This is a genomic window from Bacteroides sp. AF25-5LB, from assembly GCF_003602965.1.
GTDB classification, from domain to species: Bacteria; Bacteroidota; Bacteroidia; order Bacteroidales; family Bacteroidaceae; genus Bacteroides; species Bacteroides uniformis.
Map to the genome: position 1 here is coordinate 292,556 of NZ_QTMC01000002.1, position 21,450 is coordinate 314,005.

Genomic DNA, 21,450 nt, shown 5'->3' on the forward strand with positions numbered 1-21,450 from the left:
TTTCACAAGGACAAATTATCTCCGACTTAAATTGTTTGTAATCGGAACATTTATTCTATTCCTGAAAATAGAAATGTATGCTTGCCGCACATTTTGGCTATCTTGCTTTTTTATCAAGGATATAGATAATGCGACATACACCGTTGGGATAGCTTTTCAAAGAGGAAAGCGTCCAGTGTTGCTCTGGCAGAGCCGACTTAAAAAAATGTCGTCCGCTTCCGGATATGAAAGGAACGGTGTATAGTATGATTTCATCCACAGCGTGCATCCGCAGCAGTCCGTTTATATAGTCTGCCGTGTCCGGTGTGGCTTCCGCGAGGTAACGGATGTTTGTGCAGTCTTTTCTCCATTCGTGCAGCATTGAAATGGAATAGTCCGGTGTCACACGGTAAAAGGCTTTCTTCCTGATTTCATCAAGACCGCAACGGTCAAGGCACAAATCCTGATGTGCTTTATCATATAACTCTGAAGAAAGACATCCGTCCATCGTCAGTACGGCGAGAATCTGAACTTTACCCATAATCGTTTCCTTTCGTTAGGCAAGGGTAAAAAAGTAGCGTGCAATTCACACTACCTTCAAGCGATGGCTCTGGTAAAGCCTTTACGGAGAGTACGTGAATGCACGCTATGCGTAAGCATAGCATAAGCATCACGCAATCGTCTCCGTAGTTCCAATTTACCAGATTTTCGCTTGAAACGCCTTGCGGTCTTATCCTATATGTTGGCGGCGAAAAGCTCCTGCCAATCGCCGTTTTTCTCAAATGTTATGCAAAGATAGCCAAATTCAGTGAATTACGGGCTATGATTGCTTGAATTTATATTTAAGTCCATACTCTTCAAGTTTGCTGTATAGTGTTGTCCTGCCTATGCCGAGCAGTTCTGCGGCGACACTCCGGTTGCCGTTTGCCTGTTTCAACGCACGCAATATCCGCTCCTTATCCTCCGCGTCATTGCGCAAGGCGAAGCTGACAGTAGAGGTCGGTTTCGTCACGGCAAGTTCCAGATGCTCTTTCATGACAACACCTTCCTGCGCCTGCAATACAGCACCCATAACTTTCTGCCGAAGTTCCCGCACGTTGCCCGGCCATGCGTGTGTCAGCAACGCTTTACGTGCTTCGGAACTGAACCCGCTCACGCTACACTCCAGCTCTCTGTTTGCCATATCACGGAAGAACTCTGCCAGCGGCATAATGTCTTCTTGACAGTCACGCAACGGAGGAACGGTTATCCCGAAGTCGTGCAGGCGGTACAGAAGATCCTGCCGAAAACGCTTTTCATTCACCGATACCTCCAAATCTTCATTGGTAGCAGCGATGATGCGGACATTGAAATTCCGGTCTGCCTTGTCTCCGACCGGGCGATACCGCCTCTCCTGTATGGCACGGAGCAACATCTGTTGGGTTTCCAACGCGAGGTTTCCTACCTCGTCCAGAAACAACGTGCCGCCTTCCGCCTCATGGAAATATCCTTTCTTGGCATTGTCCGCACCTGTAAATGCACCTTTGACGTGTCCGAAGAAAGCCGACGGTGCAAGCTCTTTGGAGAGTGAACCGCAGTCCACCGCCACAAATGGCTTGCCTGCACGTTTGCTCTTGTCATGCAACAGGTGGGCAATATGCTCCTTGCCCGTGCCGTTCTCACCAAATATCATCACGCTCATATCGGTGGCGGCTACCAGCCTTATGCGGTGCATGATTTTCTGAAAGGCGGAACCTTCACGGGCGAATATAGGCATACGGCGTTGTCCTGCCTGACGTTCTTTCAGTATGGAACGGATCAGGGGGACAAGTTTATCCTCCACAAGCTGTTTGGGAATATAGTCTATCGAGCCGAGTTTCATGCTTTCCACGGCGGTATTAACTTCGGCGTAGTCGGTCATAATGATGAAGGGCTGCATCTTTCCCTCCTTTCGCATCCAGCACAAAAGGTCTATGCCACTGCCGTCAGGCAGACGCAGGTCGGCAACCACGATATCATTATCTGTTGCCTGTTGCAGATGTTTCTTCGCGGTTGAGAGGTGGTAAGCCTTCATATTGCGGTAGCCCTCCCGTGACAGCATATTGCAGACATATTCGCAATACACGATGTTGTCTTCCACCACAATTATTTTTGTCTTATTCATCTTCGTATTTTCTCCTTTCCTCTTCTGCCAACCGTATTATTTCCACTCCCTTATCCAGCACGGCAGTCACGGCATGGCTTAACGCTTCACCATCCGGGAGAGCATCGCCACGAAGCAATCCGTAAAGTACATTCAGCGGTTGGTCGGCACGGAGCACCTCCCACGAACTGCGCAGGTGGTGGATCAGGGAATCCAGCTTTTGCAGGTCTTTTTCTTTTGCTGCATCCCGTACCGCCTGCATTTCCTTTTCTGTTTCAGTTATCAACTTTTCCAGCATGACGGCTTCATTGCCATAGGACAATAAGGCGGAAAAGTCCGGTTTCCCGTCCGGTGTCGCTTTTATGGCACACCTGTCGGAAACCTCCATCAGTTCCGATATGGAGAACGGTTTGAACAGGCATCCGGCAAAGCCTTTTGCCAATAGTTCCCCTTTGTTACAACTGCCCGAAGCGGTTGCCACAACCACCGGGATTGTTGGTGAATTGCCCACGTTGGACGAACGCAACAGTTCCAGCAATTCGAAACCGTTTATATCGGGCATATTCAAGTCTGTCAGCAACAGGCTGTATTCTTTCTGGCGTATCATTTCCATCAGTGCCGCAGCATCGGTGCAAGTGTCGCAGTGTATTCCTTCTTGGGAATACATCTCTTTCAGCATCAGAAGTAATACCTCATCATTGTCAATGGCGACAACATCATGGAATTTATTGTTATGATAAACAGGTGTATTGCTTGTATATCCAAGCTGTTCTTCAGCTTCCTGCATAGAAATTTCAACTGTGAAACGACTGCCTTTCCCTTTCTTGCTGTCTAAACGGATTGTTCCGCCAAGCATCGACACAATATTACGCATTATGGCAAGCCCAAGCCCGAAACCCTCCTTTGCGGCGGCATTTGATAGACGTTCAAACGCACCGAACGCTTGTTTCTGTTCCTCTTCTGTCATGCCTGTACCTGTATCTTCAACGACCAGTGTCAGAACTCCATTATCATATTCAGTAATCAAAGAAACACCGCCTTCTTCTGTGAACTTGACAGCGTTTGACAGCAGGTTATTCCCGATTTGTATTATTCGCTCTTTGTCGGTCAATACAATGGCATCGTGTCCAGTCTTCACGGACAAGGACAGCCCTTTGTTCACGGCAACAGGCATGAACTCCGTTTCAAGTGTGTGCGTGATTGCTGAAATCCGGCAGGGTGACAGACGGGGCTGTTCCTTGCCGTTGTCCAGGCGGAAGAAGTCAAGCAAAGTGTTAAGCATATCCCGCATACGGTCGGAGGATTGCAGTATGTTTTGGATATACTGCCCGGACTTATCCTCACACTGTTCTTTCCGTATCAGTCCGGCATAGCCTGTTATTGCTGTCAGCGGTGTGCGCAGTTCATGGGTGATAGTATGTACCGCCTTCTTCCTTGACGTTATCAGTGCCTCGTTCCGTTGTACGGATTGTTCCAGTTGCCTTATCAAATCAGTTGTCTTGTGCTTGTATTGTTTAATGCTTTTTGCATCACGATGTATGATGATGTAGGAAATTAACAACAATAGAAGAACGAATCCCATTAAACCGCCTACTTGCATAAATGACTTTTCACGCATGGCAACTATTTCGTTTTCCCGGCTTTGCAGTTCGGTTTGTACCTTTTCTTCTATTTGGCAAATCAATTCTTGCAGTTGTCTGTTAAGTTCTGCATTACGAGCTGCAAGGCTGTCGGCTTGTTCCGACAATTGGCGATCCTGCACTTTCTGTTCGCTGATTACGTTTCTATTGACCGAATGAAGGATAGTGGTTGATACTGCTGGAGTTACTTCCTTTTTTTTGCCGAATATGCCTAAGAAACCTTTTCGTTTTGGCTTTTTGGACTGTTCCTGCACACTTTTCTGTACAATAACCGGAATTTGATTGGCTATCTTCTTGTTAATAGATTGTTGTTCATCCATTAACCGGACTATCTGGAACATCTGTCGTTCCTTATCCTCTAAAAGACTGCGCACACTATCGATGCGCTCTGCTGGATAGGTGGCCTTGAAACGGCAGAGCATACTGTCCATTGCCATACGCCGTGCATGGTAATGCTCGATATCTTTATCGTTCCATTCCAGTATTGTTTCACCCAATAGAGAAAATTTTATCATTTGAATATTGATATTGTTTATTTCTTTTCGGAGCTCGTCTATTTTTTTATTGCCAAGTTCTAATGCTTCTATCTCCTGCCATTCATAGAGGCTATTATATGCCATACATCCGATAAGAATGGAGATAAGTATATATCCCAACCGTATTGCCTTATAGAAATTTCCTGACCGCTCCATTATTTTAATGACATTGATTTTTGGAACATGAATAAAAGTTTATCTTTTTCGTTCATGCGGATATTATCAGAATAACCGTCTTTTGTTATTTGATACCCACATGGCTTAACCATAAAAATGCCTAAGCCCTTAGTGTACGAACTTACTTCTGAGGCATAGTCTTTACTTGTATTTAATGGAACTTTCCCTTTAATATGACACCACTCATTATTACAACTGATGTCTTCAATCTCAGACATCAGTTTTTGCAAATCTGTAATAGCTTTGGAACTCGCTACTTGGGGTATCTGCAACTCAAAACAGAGCATCGGTTCGAGAATGTCCACACCTGACTGTTGCAAAGCCAGCCTGAAGACATAAGGGGTCAGCTGTCTGAAATCAGCAGGTGTACTTACCGGGCTATAATACTCGGCTTGAGTAAAAGTTACTTTCAGATCTGTCACTTCCCATCCATGTAAACCAGATTGGCAAGACATACGAATCCCTTCAAAAACGGCATTTTGAAAAGAATGGTTCAGATAACCATAGGAGATGTCACTTTCGATTTGCAACCCTGCCCCTAACGGTAAGGGTTCAAGAGTCAGCCCTATTGTGGCCCAGTAAGGGTTGGGTGGTACTTCGATCTGAATAATCTTATTGACCTTTTTTATAGGTCGTTCTTTGTAGATAGTCTTGATCTCATCAAAATGGACCTTTACGGAAAATCGTTCTTCCAGCAATGTCTGTATGATTTCCTTTTGGGTCAAACCATATAACGAGATTTCCAATTCATCACTATATGAGTTTATGGAAAAGGACAAAGACGGGTCTTCAATCCACAATGTATTCAGAGCGGATATCACCTTGCTTCTCTCTTCGGGCTTATTTGGCCGGACGGAGGATTTGAGAGCGGGATGCTGATGAGATAATCCTTGAATCAAACAAGGTTTAGCACCTAAATAATCTCCGATTCGAAAATCTTCTATATCTTCTACAATCGCGATATCATTGGCACCCACTTCATCAACATTTATCTCTCTGCCCTGATAAATAGTCTTTAGATTTTTAATCTTGATGAATTTTTCCGAATCGTTGATTCTTACAACGTCTCGAAGTCTCAGACTTCCGTCAATTATTTTAAGAAAACTTCTTTTATGCCCTTTGGGGTCATGCTCTATCTTATAGAGATAAGCTGAAAGTCTGTTTGAGACTGATGCCGGAGGAAGTATAAAAGAAGAAATGGCGTCCAACAACTCATTGATACCGATATTGAACATTGCTGATCCATGTAGCACCGGATAGACTTTGGCTTTTGCCACAAGAGCGATTATCGTATTCCAATAATCAGCCGGTGAAATTTCGCTATCCGCCAAATATCGTTCTAATATATCGTCGTCATGGTTGCATACAAATTCTTTGTATTCTTCCTTTATATATGTTTGGGAGCAAACCGGATAAACCGATCCATCGACAACAGTTTGCATAAACAGGACATCTTGCGACAGATTTGTTTTTATATCCATATACAAACGCTCCAAATTCACACCGGCACGGTCAATCTTATTGATAAATATAATTGTCGGGATTTGCAGCTTTTGTAAAGTACTGAACAGCAACTTTGTCTGCGCTTGTATGCCTTCCTTTGCGGATAAGATGAGGACTGCTCCATCAAGCATTTTGAATGTCCGCTCCACTTCCGCAATAAAATCCATGTGTCCCGGAGTGTCAATGATATTGCATTTCACTCCATTCCAGATAATAGATGTCGTAGAAGCCCGGACAGTAATTCCTCTACGTTTCTCTATATCCATAGAGTCCGTTATGGTGTCACCATTATCCACACGGCCGCACTTTTCCGTTGCTCCACTGGCAAACAGCAGATTCTCGGTTACGGAAGTTTTTCCTGCATCAATGTGAGCAAGAATTCCTAAATTTATAATATTCATTTGGATTAAGCAATAATATACTACAGTAGATGCATTGTCGAAACGCACCTTTTAATACCTCCTCGTAGCATATGAGAACTACAGGATTACTAACTCGTATTAATATGTATATTATTACTGCCGCATAACGATTACAAAATTACACAAAAAAATATATCTAACAAAAGTGGGAGGATTTTTTAACTTTTTACCATAGACATTTTATTAGGGAAGCGTAGGTTCAACTGGCAAGTACAAATAAGTAGAAATGTTTGAACAACACCGTTTTAGGAAGTTGAAAAATCAAGTTTCTCTCTCGGTATAGCGTTTATTTTGGCCAATATCTTCTTTAGTTTAGCATTTGTGTATTTCCCATTCGTGTTCTATTTAGCTCCTTATTATGAGTATGTAGCAAGTTACTTATCAAATTCAGCCTCTTTGAGGGTCAAATATGGTTTTGCAAATGGTGACTGACAAGACATAAACAAGGTCAGCAGGAATTTTTTACATAAATGGACATGAATGTATATAACCTAAAATAAGAATAAATTTTAATAAGGGCTGCCCAAAAAGAAAAAAATGCAGTTGCCATCCTATAGATACTTGCAGAAAGGATAAAATTTACTTTTAGACCTTTTGGGATAGCCCTTATTAATACTTCAGATAAAATTCCTTAGGTTATATTTTCAATCCTTTGGACCGGGTTTCCTCCTTGGCATACAGTCCCGGACGCCCGATTATGACATGGTTGGCAACGATACTATCCGCCGGACTGCGTATCTGCGGCGGTGCATTTTCGGGATATTGCGCCTGCCTGTTCCTCACATCTTCCGCTTCCGGCTTGAGCTGTTGCCCTTCATTCTCCTTTTCTGCGACTTCGGGCGTGGGTGGCGCAAGCTCCAGCTGAATTTTTCGGTCAAGGGCGGCAAGTTCGGACTTCAACTGCTTCAGCTCGTCCTCCTTCTTCCACACCTTACCCGCTATCTCCTGTAACTGCGGTATCTCCATCTCCAGCACCTCGTTCTTCGCCTTGTACTGGTCGATGATGGAGGGTATCCTCTCCATCGCGTTGAGGAAGTTGCGGGCGGCGGCCAACGGGTCAGCCATCGCCAGATGCCCGTTGTTGTAGGTGTACTTGTAGTTCCCCTCGACCACGAAGCGGTTGTCGGTGAACTCCAATCCCTCTTTGAGTATCCTTTCGCTCACCACCTTTATCGGAAAACCGTAAAGTTCACCGACCTGCGTGTACAACCCTCCGGTCGTGGCATTCTTGGCTATCTCCTGCAAACGCTTTCCGATGACCTTCTCATCGGCGGAATCCACTCCGTCCACCTTTATTATATTAAGGCGGTTGCCCTCCTTGTCGGTCTGCACCACCGACAGGAAGCGGTTCCAGTCCTCCGTCATGGCATCTATGAAAGCCGTGTTGTTGCGCAACTCGCCGGTCTTTGACTCCAGCTTGAACTCCGAATCACGCTTGCCCTTGTTGAACGACTTGCGTTCCCCTTCGAGCGATGCGATCCGCTTTTCCAGTTTCGCCTTGTCCAACAGGTCGGTATTGCCGGAGAGCAACGCCATGTATTCCGAGAAATTCATGCCCGATTTTTCGTCCATTGCCCCCTCGTCGATGGTACGCGCACCCATCGCACCGCTTTTGAGCTGGCTTATGAAAGTCTGCTTGCAGTGCAGGAGGTTGAACTTGTAGCTGTCCAGTGACTTCTCCACCGCGTAGATGATTACATCCACGTTGTTCCCGGCGAAATGTTTGGCAATCTCATTACCTGCCCTAACTCCGCGTCCGTCACGCTGTTGCAAGTCGGACGGTCGCCACGGCGTATCGAGATGATGGATAGCCACACACCGTTTCTGGGCGTTCACACCCGTTCCGAGCATAGAGGTAGAGCCGAACAGCACACGCACCGTCCCGGCGTTCATGGCGTCTATCACCGCCTTCCGCGCCTTGTCGGTCTTGCACTCCTGAATGAAGCGCACCTCGCTTGGCGGTATACCGTAGTCCTCCGTCAGTTTGCGCTTGATTTCCGAATAGACGTTCCACCCGTCGCCCGGCTGGTATGTCCCCAAATCAGAGAAAACGAACTGCGTGCCTTTCTGGGCGTCGTATTTTTGATAATACTCCGCGATCATCTTGGCACAGTGACTCGCTTTGTTGTCGGGATGATCTTCGTAATTCGGGTCTATCATGCGCATGTCGAGTGCCATTTTCCGGGCATAGTCCGTGGCGATGAGCATCTTCGCCTTTTCTTCCGTTTCCGAAAGCGGCAGCCTGCCCAACAAGGTGGCATCGCCCGTCTTGGCGAACTGCATCAGTTTCTGTATGAAGTCCTCCTGTTCCGGCGTGGGCGGTATATGGTGCAGTATCTCGTTCTTGGCAGGACGGTCAACGCCCACATCCTCCGCCGTGCGGTAGTCCGTGATTTCATTATAGAAGGCGGCAAGCTCCGGCACTTTGATGAAGTAGCGGAAACGCTCCTTCTGGACCACATTGTTCGTCACGTTAAATTCAAAATCCGTCGTCTTCTTGGCAAATATCGCCGCCCAAGCGTCGAAACACCTTATGTCCTGCCGTTCCAGCTCCTTCGGGCGCAGGTACTTGAACAGCAGGTACAATTCAGTCAGTGAGTTGCTGATAGTCGTGCCGGAGAGGAAGGTCGCACCCAAGTCTTTTCCTGTGCGCTCCTGTATGGTGCGTATGGCAAAGAGCATGTTAAGTGCCTTCTGGCTTCCCTCGCTGTTTCCCAATCCCGCCACACGGTCGTGGCGCGTGTTGAAAGTCAGATTCTTGAACTGGTGGCTCTCATCTATGAAGATGTGGTCGATGCCCATCTGCTTGAAATCCACCACGTCGTCCGTGCGTGACTTTATGGCGTGTTCCACCTTCTCCAGCTTCGCTTCAAGGTTGTGCTTGCGCTTCTCCAATCCTTTCAGCATCGCCCGCGACACGTTCTTTCCCTGCTGCCGTAGCACTTCGAGGTTTTCCTCCACCGTGTCAAGCTCTGCTTGCAGGATGCGCTGCTGCAATTCCGGCGACTGCGGTATCTTGCCGAACTGGTCGTGCGACATGATGACGCAATCGTAGTCGTTGTTCTTTATATTATTGAAGAAGCGCACACGGTTGGCGGTCGAAAAGTCCTTCTCCGAAGCGTACAGAATACGTGCGTTGGGATATGCCGCCTGATAGGTGGCTGCAATCTCCGCAACGTTGGCTTTCAGCCCGATAATCATCGGCTTGTGTGCCAAATTCAGACGCTTCATCTCATGCGCGGCGATGCACATTATCAGCGTCTTACCGGTTCCCACCTCGTGGTCGCAAATTCCGCCGCCGTTCTGTTTCAACATCCAGACGCAATCCATCTGTGAGGGATAGACGCTCTTGATACCCCGGCTTGCCAGCCCTTTCAGGTTGAGGTCGGGAAAGGTCTGATGGGAGCCGTCGTAGCGCGGGCGCACGAAACAGTTGAACTTGCGGTTATACATCGTCACAAGCCGCTCCTTGAACTGCGGCGACTGCTCTTCGAGCCATTCGGAGAAGCCGTTTCGTATCTCGTCAATCTTGGCGTTGGCGAGTTGTATTCCCTCGCTGTCGCGCATCTTGATGTCGTTGCCATGCTCGTCCTTGCCGATGGACTTCATCATGTCAGGGCAGGTGTTGTGCAGGGCGTGTTTTAGGAGGTGCATACCGTCATAGTTCCGGTAATACCCCTTCACCAGAAACTCGTCCGTGATTTTCATGGTGCGGTAGCCGCACACCACCGAAAACTCGTCCATGCTTGCGGAATAGGCGATTTTCACCTCCGTGTCGAACAGCCGGCTCATGTAGGCGGCATAGACACCCGTCGGAATCCAGCGTTCCCCGAAATTGAAGTCCAGATCCTCGAAGGCGATGCGCTGCGGCTCGGCATCTTTCAGAGCCTCCAACGCCTGCTTCACCTCCGGCATACGCTCATTTTCGGGATTGTCACCCATCCATGCCTCTATGCGTTCCGCTTTCTCTATGACATTTCCGGCGATGAAACGGTCTTTGATTTCGTAACCGGTCACGAGCGGATTGTAGTAGATGCGCCCTTGCAGGGCAGTGAGCAAATCCTCCGCCGTGCTGTCGGTTATCTCCCGCATATAGTCGAGATTGACCGTACCATATTTGTTGAGCGACGCAGACAGGGCTTCTTCGGGAGAGCCTACGTTGGCATGGCTCTCCACCGCGAAGGAAACAGGATGCTCGAAGATGTCCGCCTTGACGAACTTTCCGTTTTCCATCCGTTCCAGCGAAAGGATGTCGCGCCCGCCCGCATCCATCATCACTAACTTCACGTTCTGCTTGGCGTTGAGGTTGCCGTAGCGCATGACAAACTCATCGTAACAGGTATTCAGATGCTCTCGCCACGGAACATTTGCCTCGCGCCGGAGCGATTCATAACGGTACAGACGCTCGTAGGCGTCACGCAGCGACACATACAACAACGCCTTTTCCTTCTGGTATCCTTTCAGGTCGAGCGGCTGGAATGTCGCCCCGTATGGCGTGATGTCTTTCAGGTAGCCGATGTTATGACGCCCCCGGTCAGCCACCAGCGACCCTTCGCGCAGGTGCATCTCCGGCGTGCGGTGGTAGGCACGCGGAGAAAGGTCCACGACTTCCTCCTTCGGCTTTTCCGCTTCGATGTCGGGGAAAAGGAAAGTCCCCACCGCTTCCGATGGGGTATCTGTAACGGCAGGTGCGGCGACTGCCTCCGGCTGTGTTTCCTCCTGTCGTGGCTGCTCACGGGAAGTTTCCGGCACGGCTTTCACTTCCGTCTTTTCCGCCACTTGTTTCTCGTTATGCTGCCTTGCCAGTTCCCGAAGTTCTTTCCTACGCTCCGGCGTCAAACCCATCATCATTTCATAGAAACCGTTGATGGGAGGATTGGTATCCCAGTCCAGTGTGGCATAGATGTCGTCCGGGTCGGCAGGCTTGGCGGTGTTCTCCGCTTTCACCTCCTTATTCTCCATTGCGGGTTTTGCAGTTGGAGCTGTCGGTGTAACCGTGACTTTCGGTTTGGGCGGAGTGGACTTTGCCGTAACTGCCTTTTTCACCGTCTTTTTCTTTTTGGAGGTTTTCGGTTGGCTGACCTCTTCCGTCATCCCCCAGAGGTCAAGCAGGGTGAGCTGCACGCCTGCGGAATATTGCGGGCGCGGTTCTATCTCCGGCTTTTCATCTGCGGGTTGCGGCTTTTCTGTCGGAGTTTCCACCGTCTGCGCCGAGGATACTGTTTCCAATTTTATGGCAGGACGCTCTACTTTATTTTGAACGGCAACTTTTTCTTCCGTTCCTGCCTGCCGGATTGAACCCGAATACAAGCGCATGGCAAGCCTGTAATGGAAATCCTCGTCGAGCATACGGCGCAAATCCCCGGCGATGCCTGCTGCCTTGCCCTCGTGCAGATAAACCATAGCGGGCTTCCCGTAGGGGTCTGTGTCAAGTTTCGCCATCGTATGCACGATGCGTTCCGGGTGGTGGATGAAATAGGCGTTGTCGGTCAGGGCGGTTTTCGTGTCCGTCTGTATCACGGTCATCAGCCGCTCGTCCTGCGACATTTCCTTCTTGCTGAGGTTCTTTTGCAGGACAATCAGGTCACTGCCCACCTCCGTGCCCGCGTTGTCCGTGAACAGGTTGTTGGGCAGGCGTATCGCGGATACCAGATTGGCCTGACTGAACAGCTCGTTACGCACGGAGGTCTTGGTGCTATTCAATACCCCTTGCGAGGTGATGAACGCCACGATACCGCCGTCACGCACGGCATCCAGTCCTTTGAGAAAGAAATAGTTGTGGATGGTTTTCTGGGCGGAGCGTCTGCCGAAAGAGTCGCTCCGCTGAAACTCCGCGTCGAACACGGCAATGTCACCGAACGGAATGTTGGACACCGCCAAGTCGAAATAATTGTTGAACGGTCTTTCGATTTTCTCAAAACCGCAGGTGCGCATTTTCTGGTCGGGATAGAGATGCCTCAAGATTGTACCCGTGAGCAGATCCTTCTCGAAAGCCATCACATCCGCATTGGGGCTGTGCCGCAGCATGGAATCCACGAACACGCCGACACCTGCCGACGGTTCGAGCATACGGGCGGGGCGGACGCTGTAATCTGCCAGCACGTCCGCGATGGTGTCGGTTATCTCTTTGGGGGTGTAGAAAGCGGTCAGCACGGACGCTTTCAGCGAATCCACAAACCGCTTGTACTCTGTTTCGTCCTTGCTGTTCTCACGGATAAGCCTGTGCAGCTCCACCGTCGGGGCGAACAGTTCGAGGTCGGATTTCGCCCACCGGACGGCATCCGTCAGTTCCTTTGCAGGGTTGAGGATACATTTCAGACCGCCGAAACCGCAGTACCTTTGAAGTATGGCACGCTCTTCGGTTGTCGCTGTCCTATTTTCCCTGTCAAGGATGAATGCCGTCCGTATCGCCTCGATGTTGTCCCGCAGTTTCTGTTTGCGGTTAAACGCCATATTCGTCTAAGTAAAGGACGGTTGCTCCCGTCAGCTCCGTGTAGAGCAGGTCGTAATCGGAAGACAGGGCGAAATTGTCATCCGAGAGGTCATAGACGGAGAACACGTTGCCGACAAGCGGCAGCAGTTTCAGGACAAAGGCTTCACGCTTCTCTTCCGGCACTTCATCGGCAAACTCGTTTTCCACGACTTCGCGGAGGATGGCGTAACGGGAATAATGCAGCCCGCGCAGCAGCGTGTCCATCGCCAGTTCCTGCGCACCATCGGCGGGATAGCCTTCAAGCCGTGCCCTCTCATACGTTTCGGCGGCACGGTCGGCCCGTTCCCGTATGAAAGCGGTGTCGTCAGCCTGTTCAAACTTGTTCGTGCGGAGATAGTCCAGCAGGTACAGACCGTAATAGGAAAAGTCGGTCTGACCCTCGTTTTTCTTCTTGTTGTTCATTACTTTGGATTTAGCGGATTGATAATTAACGGGATAATCGGTTGGAAAAAGGAAGAAAAAGGCACTCGGTATCCCTCCGAGTGCCACCACTAAATCCAAAGTATGAGTGTAATCCGGTATCGAAGAACAATTCATTACTCTGAACAAGTGGCAAAGTTAATACTATTTCTTCCGTCCTGAAAATTTCTTGTCCTTTTTAGCCTCCGGGAACACAAAAGTCGTGTTATATTCCCCGTCAAAGGCGACAACAGCATCGAAACTCTTGCCCTGTTTGCTCTTGAACCCTTTGAGCAGCTTGGTATGCCCTTCGGTGAGCAGGTCTTTGATTTCATCGTCGGACAGGGTGCGTCCCGCTTTCAGCCGGAACACGGGCAGTCCGCACTCCGTGTTGTCGCAGCGTACCACCTTGCCGTAGAACCGCATCCTGCCCGTGCCACACTTGGGACACGCGCAGCCGGAGTCACGGCTGCCGAAGAGCTTGTCGCACGAGATCAGTTCGGAGGTTATCTCACGTGTGTACGCCTCTATCTCCTTGCGGAAGGTGTCGTCGGACAGTTCCCCGCGCTCGATACGCGCCAGCTCCTTTTCCCATTCGCCCGTCATGGCAACATCGGCGATGCGCATCGTCTTGACGACGGAATTGAGGGCAAGTCCTTTTTCGGTGGGAACAAGCGACTTCTTGCAGCGTTCCATGTAACCGCGCTTGAAAAGCGTTTCGATGATGGAGGCGCGTGTGGCGGGAGTACCGATGCCACAGTCCTTCATCGCCTGCCGCAGTGCGTCGTCCTCAATTTCCTTGCCCGCCGTTTCCATTGCCGAGAGCAGGGTGGCTTCGGTATGCAGCGGCTTGGGTTTGGTCTTTCCTTCGGTAATGGACGAGCCTTTCGGTGTCAGCGTGTCGCCTTCCTGCCAGCCGGGGATGGTAATTTCCTCTTTTTCCTCGCCATAGACGGCACGCCATCCGGTTTGCTTCACGACGCTGCCTTTTACGGTAAACTCCACTCCGGCACATTCCGCCGTGACAGTGGTCACATCCTTGACGCATTTCTCAGAGAATGCCTCGACCATGCGCCCGGCAATCATCTGATAGATGGTATTGTCCTCTTTGGAGAGGAAGAGCGGTTTCTCACCCGTGACGAGCAGGGCATGGTGGTCTGTCACCTTGCCGTCGTCCACGCTGCGGCGTGTCGGGGCGGCTTTTGCCCGCACCTTGTCTTTCCATTCGGGCTGTGTGCCGATGAAAGCGAGCAGTTTGGGAATTTCGGCAAACACGTCTTCGGGGATGTAGCGGCTTCCCGTTCTCGGATAGGTTATCAACTTCTTTTCGTAGAGTTTCTGCGCGATTTCAAGCGTCTGTTCCGCCGTGAAGCCGTGCTTGGCGTTGGCTTCTTTCTGGAGCGTGGTCAGGTCGTAGAGCAAGGGAGTTTCCTCCGTCTTCTCCTTGCGCTCGGCTTTCGTGACAGTGGCGCAACCTGCCGCCTTTACCTTATTATATAGTTCCATCGCCGGTTCTTTCTCTTTCCATTTCTCGGAGGATGAGAATTTCACGACTTCGCCGTCGCAACCGTCCGTTGCGATATGGAGCTGCCAGAATGCTTCGGACGTAAAGCGGCGGTTCTCCCAGTAGCGTTCACATACCATAGCCAACGTTGGTGTCTGCACCCGCCCCACGGAATACGTGCCGTGTCCGGCGGCGATGGATAACGCCTGTGTGCCGTTGATGCCCACGAGCCAGTCGGATTCGCTCCGCGCTTTGGCGGCGAGGTAGAGGTTGTCGTATTTGCTGCCGTCTTCGAGTTTCCGCAGTCCCTCGCGGATAGCTTTGTCGGTGAGAGAGCTGATCCACAGGCGCACGAAAGGAGTGGTGCAACCCGTATAGTGGTAGAGGTAGCGGAAGATAAGCTCTCCCTCGCGTCCGGCATCGGTCGCCACGATGATATGTTCGCTTGTGTCGAACAGTCTTTTGATGACTTTTATCTGCGACACCACGCCGCTGTCGGGCTTGTAACCTTTCTCCGTCCTGACCTGACGGGGGACGAGCGTGAATGTGTCGGGAATAATCGGGAGGTTGTCACGGACAAATCCGCGCACGCCGTAGCCGTCGGGCATGGCAAGCTGAACGAGGTGTCCGAATGCCCATGTCACGGCATAACCGCCTCCCTCGAAATATCCTTCCTCTCTCTTTGTCGCGCCCACGATGCGGGCGATTTCACGTGCCACGGAGGGCTTTTCTGCAATGATTGTCTTCATGTCTTCTTCTTTTTTGTTGATACTTTGGATTTTATTTTGGATTCAGTGGCGGACACGGGATTACATTTTCATGCCCTTGCCCGTTTTCTTCTGCGGCTTCTCCTGCTGCTGTTGCTGGCGGGCGTCCTTCGGGTTGGTCTGACCTTTCTGCAACGGCTCTCTCAGATTCTTTGTAGCCTCGTTGGTCTTGCCATCGTTGTTCACCGCCACCTGCGTGCGGCTCTCGTTGGACGGAGCAACCTGCTGTGCATTGTCAGGGTTCGTGTCGTAGCGGTACGGGCGTCCCTTCTCCGGGTTGAACTTGATATACATCGTGGCATGGAAGCCCTGCTTGTCGGTCACGTTCTCCAGCTTCACGGCTTTACCCGCCACATAGTCGGCTTTCTGCTGGTCGGTGAAGCTCACGCCGCTCCATTTGCTGATGGGGCGGATGCTGCCGTCCTCGTTCGTCCACGTGTTGCGGCGTTGCTCCTTCTTGGTCTGTGCGGCATTTTCCCCGCCCTGCGCCTGACTTTTCGATGTGTCGCCTTTGGTTTCCTGTGTCTGTGCGGTACGGGGCGACTTGCCGGTTCCCGGCACGAACTCCACGCCGCGCTGCTCCACGTTCACTTGCAGGGTGGTGACGAACTTTCTGCCGTCGTTGCGCTCGATGAGCTTGTCGCGTACGGGCAGTCCGGCGCGGAGCATGTCCCGCTCCTGCGTGGTGATTTCCGTCTTGCCGATGCGCTCCGGGATGCGCACCCTGCTTGCCGGAATGTCCGTGATTTCATTCGTCTTGCGGTCGATGCTGATGTAGGAGGGGATGATCTCGCCCGTTTCCCTGTCCACAATGTCCACGACCCTACCGAGATTGCCCGTTTCGCGGAGGTTCTTCCGGTCATTGTCGGAGAATTTGTGTTCCTTGTACTCATCCAGCTTCTGCTCCTTGCGGATGAAGTGCGGCACGAGGCTGATGTTTCCCTCACCGTCCTTCTTGAAGGAGAGGCGGGCGTCCAGCTCGAATGATTCGCCGCCGAAGGTCGGTTTGACCTTTACCAAGTCGGACTTGCCATAGTTGAGCATCTTCGTAAGGTCGCCGGACTTTTCAAGGTTGTCCCGCTTTACGCCCCATCTGTCCTCCAGCTCCTGCCAGTTGATTTTACTCTCGTCGATGGGCTGGTAGCCACGTTTGCCCTGCATCTGTTCGGATTTGTCCTGTTGCTGTTCTTTCCGTTGTTCCATGTTCTCCTGTTTTTGAGGTTCTTGTTTCTCTGTCTGTTGTGCTGCCATCTCTTCCTGCACCTTCTTCTCATAGTCGGAGGTGTCCACCTTGTGAGGGGCGAGCAGCTCCTTGTTCGCTTCGGGGTCTTTCAGCAGTTGCTTCATCACCTCTAAGAGATTTTCAGCTTGGTCTGCCGCAATGCGGTAGAAACCGAAGCGGCTGGGTTCCTTGCACTGCCGGAAGAAGTTCTTGAAGAAGTTGTCCAGCACGTCGCCATGTCGGTCGAATTGCAGGAAACTCTGCGCGTTCTCCGCTTTTGCGGGGGTGCGCTTGGGTGTGCCGTCCGCGTTCAGCCCGGCTACCACGCTGATCTCGCCTGTCTTCTCGTCACGGACTACCAGCACGTCCTTTTCGTCTTTTTTCTTTGCCATCTGAAAAATGTTTTAATGGGTTATTTATGAAAGAAATTATGGATACGAGCCTTGTAGAAGGCTATATCTTCCTTTTTGAAGTCCTTGATATGGTTGGAAAGGAATGTCAGCACGTCCTCCTCGCTGTAATAGGTCTTCTTGCCCAGCGTCTTGTAGGGCAATGCGCCTACGCTGCGGTAGCGTTGGAGGGTGCGTTTGCTTATCTGGAGCAACATGCACAAATCCTGATTGTCGAAAAGGCGGATGCTTTCCGTGATAGTGGGCTGTTTCCCCTCAGCCTTCATCGCCAGCAGCAGTTCGTCCTGACGGTCGAGCCGTTCCATCAGCTTCTGCATCCAGCCCTCGAAGTTGTTTCGTGTGAGCAGTTCCATGACCTATGTCCTCCTTCCTTTTGGTTTGCCGCCCGTGCGCAGCGTGTGGTTGTGGAACAGGGTGTCTATTGTCCCTTCCTCGTTCCTTACTGTGTTGTCCTCCAATAGCCGCAGTATCTCGGAAAGGCGGTAGCGGCAGCTTCCGCGTACCACCACATACTCGATACGGTGGTCGGTGCGCATACGCTGCATGGTGCGCTTGCTCACGTTGAGCATCTTCGCCGCCTGTGCCGTGTCAAGCAGCTTGTCTTCGGTTTCCCGCTTCCGTTTCTTCTCGTCCCTTGCCTCGCGGATGTACCCTGCGATGTTCGCAATCTGCGCCATCATCTCCTTGTAGGCGGAACTTTCCATTGTTATCACTTTCATGTTCAGTCCTTTCTTTTTGTTTCTGCGACAAAATTCGGCAATAAACAAAAGGGGCTTTAACAACTCACTACGTGACTCACGTAAGATTTTTGCGGAAGATGGCTCCGTAACCCGGTCAAACGGCGCAACAGGCAGCCTTTCAGCGGAAAACGATACGTCTTGTATGCCGTTTCGTTACCTTTGCGGCAAACTCTAAATGACATGAATATGGAAATAGTATCTATCGAGAAAAAGACTTTCGAGATGATGGTGGCGGCATTCGGCGCACTCTCGGAGAAGGTCGCCGCCCTGAGGCGCAAAAGCGACACGGGGCGCATGGAAAGATGGCTCACGGGCGAGGAGGTCTGCGGGCAGTTGAGAATAAGCCCGCGCACGTTGCAGACGCTGCGTGACAGGCGGCTTATCGGCTACTCGCAGATAAACCGCAGGTTCTATTACAAGCCAGAGGAGGTGAAGCGGCTGATACCGCTTGTCGGCACGCTCTATCCGCACGGCAGATGATTTGATTTATTCACCCACTGAATCCGAAGTTATGATGAACGAGAACAACGATGTTTTTACGATGGAAGACGAGCCGATAGCCTCTGTGGTGCAGGATATGCGCAAAGGCTCGAAATGGCTGTCCGCATTTCTGGAAAGCTACCGTCCTCCGCTGGACGGGGAACGTTACCTGACGGACGGCGAGGTGTCGGAACTGCTCCGTGTGAGCCGGCGCACCTTGCAGGAATACCGCAACAACCGCGTGTTGCCCTTCATACTTTTGGGAGGGAAGGTGCTTTACCCGGAAACGGGGCTGCGCGGGGTACTGGAAGCGAACTACCGCAAGCCGCTGGAGTGAGGCGGTTTCATGAAAAAGTAAACGGGTGACACCTTTTGTGGTGCTACCCGTTTACTTGTCTTATGGGGTATGTGCAATCAGCAATACCCGGCTTTTCCGTTCTGTATGAACATCACGTATGTCTGCCGTTTCTCTTGTGAGAGTGCCTTTCCCACCAGCCATGTGCGGAACAGGTGGGTGTTGTAGGTATTCACCCTGAAAGCGACCGGGATGATGATTTCAAGGGCGTACACGTCCGCGTGCAGCCCGTTTTCAAGCTGCATGTAGCGGCACACCTCGTAGTCGTTCAGCACGTCCGACTTGCGGACGGCTCTGATGGCGGCGTTCACTGCCGGGACGGTCGTATGGAACAATCCGGCTATTTCGGTGGCGGTCATCCACACGTCGTTACCGGTTACGCTGACTGCCTTGTCCTCGATGATGATTGTGTCACGTTTCATGGCTTTTCTTTTTAGATGGTGCAACCTGCAAATTCCTCGACGCCGTTCAATCTTGCGGCAAGGTTCTCCATGTCCTGATTGAGCTTCTCTTTGGTTATCTTTGCGTAAATCTGCGTCGTCTTTATGCTCTTGTGTCCGAGCATGGAGCTGACCGTTTCGATGGGAACACCGTTGGAGAGGAATATCGTCGTGGCTGCCGTGTGGCGGCTCTGATGCCACGTGATATGCTTGGTGATGCCGCAACGCTTGGCGACGGCACGGATACCGGCAAGGCACGTGTTATAATGCGGAACGGGAAATATCCTGCCGTCCCCGCACAGTCCCCGGTATTTGCCGATTATGCGGTTGGCGATGTCGAGCAGGCGGATGTTGGACACCACGCCCGTTTTCTGGCGGTTGATGTTTATCCACTCGTGTTCGTCGAAGTAGGTGCGGATATTCTCTTCCGTAAGGTTGCGCATATCCGCGAACGACAGCCCCGTGAAGGCGCAGAACAGGTAGAGGTCGCGGTACAATTCCTGTTTGGCGTTTTTCAGTTTCCCCTCCATCAGCAGGCGGATCTCATCTTTGGTCAGGAAACTGCGTGTTGTTTCCTCCTTCTTGATTTCATACTCGCGGAACGGGTCGCGCGTCAGCCACTCGTTGTTGATGGCGATGAATACCATCGTCCGTAACGGGCAGACGTACAGCCACACGGTATTGGTGCAGCAGTGCTTGTCCGTGCGCAGGAACATCTCGAAGTCGGAGATGAAAGCCGGGGTAAGCTCTTTTAGGGCGATGTCCTTCACATGGTAGCGGATGTCGAGGAACTCTTGCATGTGCTTGTAAACGGTGCGGTACTTCAGCAGCGTGCCTTTGGCTTTCATGCCTGCCTCCACCTGCTTCTCGTAGTCCTCGTTGTGCTGGCGGAACACCTGCATCAGCGTGTGGTAGCGGTGTTCCAGTCCGAGAAAGGCGTTCTTCACCTTCTCCGCCGTGACGAAGTTGTCACGCTCCATGATTTCCTGATAATGCCTGTTGATGCGTACCCGCATCTTGTCAAGCATACGGTTCGTTTCGAGTGCCGCCGTGCTTCTGCCCGTGACACGTCCACCTTTGGTGTCCCACAGTTTCGGATCGACAGTCAGTTTGCAGCTGAACTGTGTCTGGCTGCCGTCCACCGTGATGCGTCCCATGACGGGAACTGTCCCGTCCTTTTTCACTACCTGACGCTTGAGGTAGTAGATTACTGAAAATGTACTCTTCATTGTCCTTAATTTTTGGGTTTCAAAATTAGTTGGTGAAGAGTCCGGTGTTGGTACGCAAAACGGGGAGGAACGGCGCAATCTTTTTCCGTAACCTGATTTTTCGCATGAGTTATGGATAACTCACTATTCCTTAGAGCCTTGTTTCGCTATTCGTACCCGTTTGTCGCATTTTCGGGCATGGTTACGAACAAGTAACGTAGCGGCGTCAGGATTTGGCTTCGGCAGGGATTGTAATGGCTTCACGGATTATCGCCACTTCAACCAAAACCCTTGTAACTCAATTCTATCACTATATCTTTCCGCATTTCACTTTTTTGTAGTAACTTTGCACCGACATTTCCCATTCATATGTAACTGCAAGACTCTTATGAACGTAAAAATAGAAGAAAGCTGGAGAAAACGCCTGCAAGAGGAGTTTGACAAACCTTATTTTGAGAAGCTGGTAGCATTTGTAAAAAGTGAGTATGGACATGCCAACGTGCTACCTCCCGGCCATCAAATTTTCCACGTCTTCAACTCTTGCCCGTTCGAGAAAGTGAAAGTCGTCATACTCGGACAAGACCCTTATCCTAATCCCGGTCAGTATTATGGAGTCTGCTTTTCCGTACCGAAAGGAGTAGCCATTCCCGGTTCTCTGGCAAACATATTCAAGGAAATACATCAGGACCTGGGAAAGCCCATTCCGACTTCCGGAAATCTGGACCGTTGGGTAGCGCAAGGCGTGTTTCCTATGAATTCCGTCCTCACAGTACGTGCCCACGAAACCGGCTCGCACCGGAACATGGGATGGGAAATCTTCACAGACGCTGTTATCAAGAAACTGAGTGATGAACGGGAGAATCTTGTATTCATGCTTTGGGGAGCGTACGCCAAAGAAAAAGCCGCTTTAATTAATAGCAGCAGGCACTTGATTCTGACTACCGTCCATCCGTCCCCACGTTCTGCCGAATACGGATTCTTCGGTTGCAGGCACTTCAGTAAAGCCAACGATTTCTTACGAAGCAGAGGGATACAAGAAATAGACTGGTAACG

General features: G+C 50.7%; 15 protein-coding genes. 3 read left to right on the forward strand and 12 right to left on the reverse strand.

Features of this window, described 5'->3' with window-relative positions; genetic code table 11:
• Positions 1-97: 97 nt before the first annotated feature.
• From DWY57_RS03495 to DWY57_RS03540, 10 genes are all read right to left on the reverse strand, one after another.
• Positions 98-520, reverse strand: a complete 423-nt coding sequence (locus DWY57_RS03495; protein ID WP_004291474.1) for a dihydrofolate reductase family protein — start codon at positions 518-520, stop codon at positions 98-100.
• A 279-nt stretch (positions 521-799) separates the two neighbouring features.
• Entirely contained in the window at positions 800-2,122 is a 1,323-nt protein-coding gene (locus DWY57_RS03500) for a sigma-54 dependent transcriptional regulator (protein ID WP_004291471.1), read from the reverse strand.
• On the reverse strand, positions 2,115-4,433 hold the full coding sequence (locus DWY57_RS03505) for an ATP-binding protein (RefSeq protein WP_004291467.1): 2,319 nt from the start codon (positions 4,431-4,433) through the stop codon (positions 2,115-2,117). Before DWY57_RS03505 ends, DWY57_RS03500 begins: the two co-directional genes overlap by 8 nt.
• Positions 4,433-6,358 carry a tetracycline resistance ribosomal protection protein Tet(Q) gene (tet(Q), locus tag DWY57_RS03510; RefSeq protein WP_004291466.1) on the reverse strand — a complete coding sequence of 642 codons (1,926 nt, stop codon included), beginning with the start codon at positions 6,356-6,358 and terminating at the stop codon, positions 4,433-4,435. Before tet(Q) ends, DWY57_RS03505 begins: the two co-directional genes overlap by 1 nt.
• A 657-nt stretch (positions 6,359-7,015) precedes the next feature.
• The gene (locus tag DWY57_RS03515; RefSeq protein WP_004291462.1) at positions 7,016-12,832 is read right to left on the reverse strand and encodes an N-6 DNA methylase; all 5,817 of its coding nucleotides are present in this window, start codon (positions 12,830-12,832) and stop codon (positions 7,016-7,018) included.
• The gene (locus DWY57_RS03520; protein ID WP_004291461.1) at positions 12,822-13,409 is read right to left on the reverse strand and encodes a DUF1896 family protein; all 588 of its coding nucleotides are present in this window, start codon (positions 13,407-13,409) and stop codon (positions 12,822-12,824) included. The genes DWY57_RS03515 and DWY57_RS03520 overlap by 11 nt, the downstream gene beginning before the upstream one ends.
• Positions 13,410-13,436: 27 nt before the next feature.
• Complete coding sequence (topB, locus tag DWY57_RS03525; protein ID WP_004291456.1) at positions 13,437-15,524, reverse strand: type IA DNA topoisomerase; 2,088 nt, start codon at positions 15,522-15,524, stop codon at positions 13,437-13,439.
• 60 nt (positions 15,525-15,584) lie between these two features.
• The gene (locus DWY57_RS03530; RefSeq protein ID WP_004291455.1) at positions 15,585-17,156 is read right to left on the reverse strand and encodes a DUF3945 domain-containing protein; all 1,572 of its coding nucleotides are present in this window, start codon (positions 17,154-17,156) and stop codon (positions 15,585-15,587) included.
• A 20-nt stretch (positions 17,157-17,176) separates the two neighbouring features.
• On the reverse strand, positions 17,177-17,527 hold the full coding sequence (locus tag DWY57_RS03535) for a helix-turn-helix domain-containing protein (RefSeq protein ID WP_004291454.1): 351 nt from the start codon (positions 17,525-17,527) through the stop codon (positions 17,177-17,179).
• Positions 17,528-17,530: 3 nt separating this feature from the next.
• Entirely contained in the window at positions 17,531-17,893 is a 363-nt protein-coding gene (locus tag DWY57_RS03540; RefSeq protein ID WP_004304264.1) for a helix-turn-helix domain-containing protein, read from the reverse strand.
• 201 nt (positions 17,894-18,094) lie between these two features.
• On the opposite strand from DWY57_RS03540, the gene DWY57_RS03550 reads away from it, so the two are divergent.
• Entirely contained in the window at positions 18,095-18,394 is a 300-nt protein-coding gene (locus DWY57_RS03550; RefSeq protein ID WP_004291426.1) for a helix-turn-helix domain-containing protein, read from the forward strand.
• A gap of 31 nt (positions 18,395-18,425) precedes the next feature.
• Entirely contained in the window at positions 18,426-18,731 is a 306-nt protein-coding gene (locus DWY57_RS03555) for a helix-turn-helix domain-containing protein (RefSeq protein WP_004291424.1), read from the forward strand.
• Between the two features lie 77 nt (positions 18,732-18,808).
• Here DWY57_RS03555 and DWY57_RS03560 read toward each other — a convergent pair whose 3' ends face one another.
• Both DWY57_RS03560 and DWY57_RS03565 read right to left on the reverse strand, forming a co-directional pair.
• On the reverse strand, positions 18,809-19,171 hold the full coding sequence (locus tag DWY57_RS03560) for a hypothetical protein (RefSeq protein ID WP_004291423.1): 363 nt from the start codon (positions 19,169-19,171) through the stop codon (positions 18,809-18,811).
• Between the two features lie 11 nt (positions 19,172-19,182).
• Positions 19,183-20,418: a site-specific integrase gene (locus tag DWY57_RS03565; protein WP_004291422.1), complete on the reverse strand. Its 1,236-nt coding sequence runs from the start codon at positions 20,416-20,418 to the stop codon at positions 19,183-19,185.
• 367 nt (positions 20,419-20,785) lie between these two features.
• Between DWY57_RS03565 and ung the strand changes: the two genes are divergently transcribed.
• A complete protein-coding gene (ung, locus tag DWY57_RS03570; protein ID WP_005826944.1) occupies positions 20,786-21,448 on the forward strand; it encodes a uracil-DNA glycosylase in 663 nt (220 codons plus the stop codon).
• Positions 21,449-21,450: the final 2 nt, after the last annotated feature.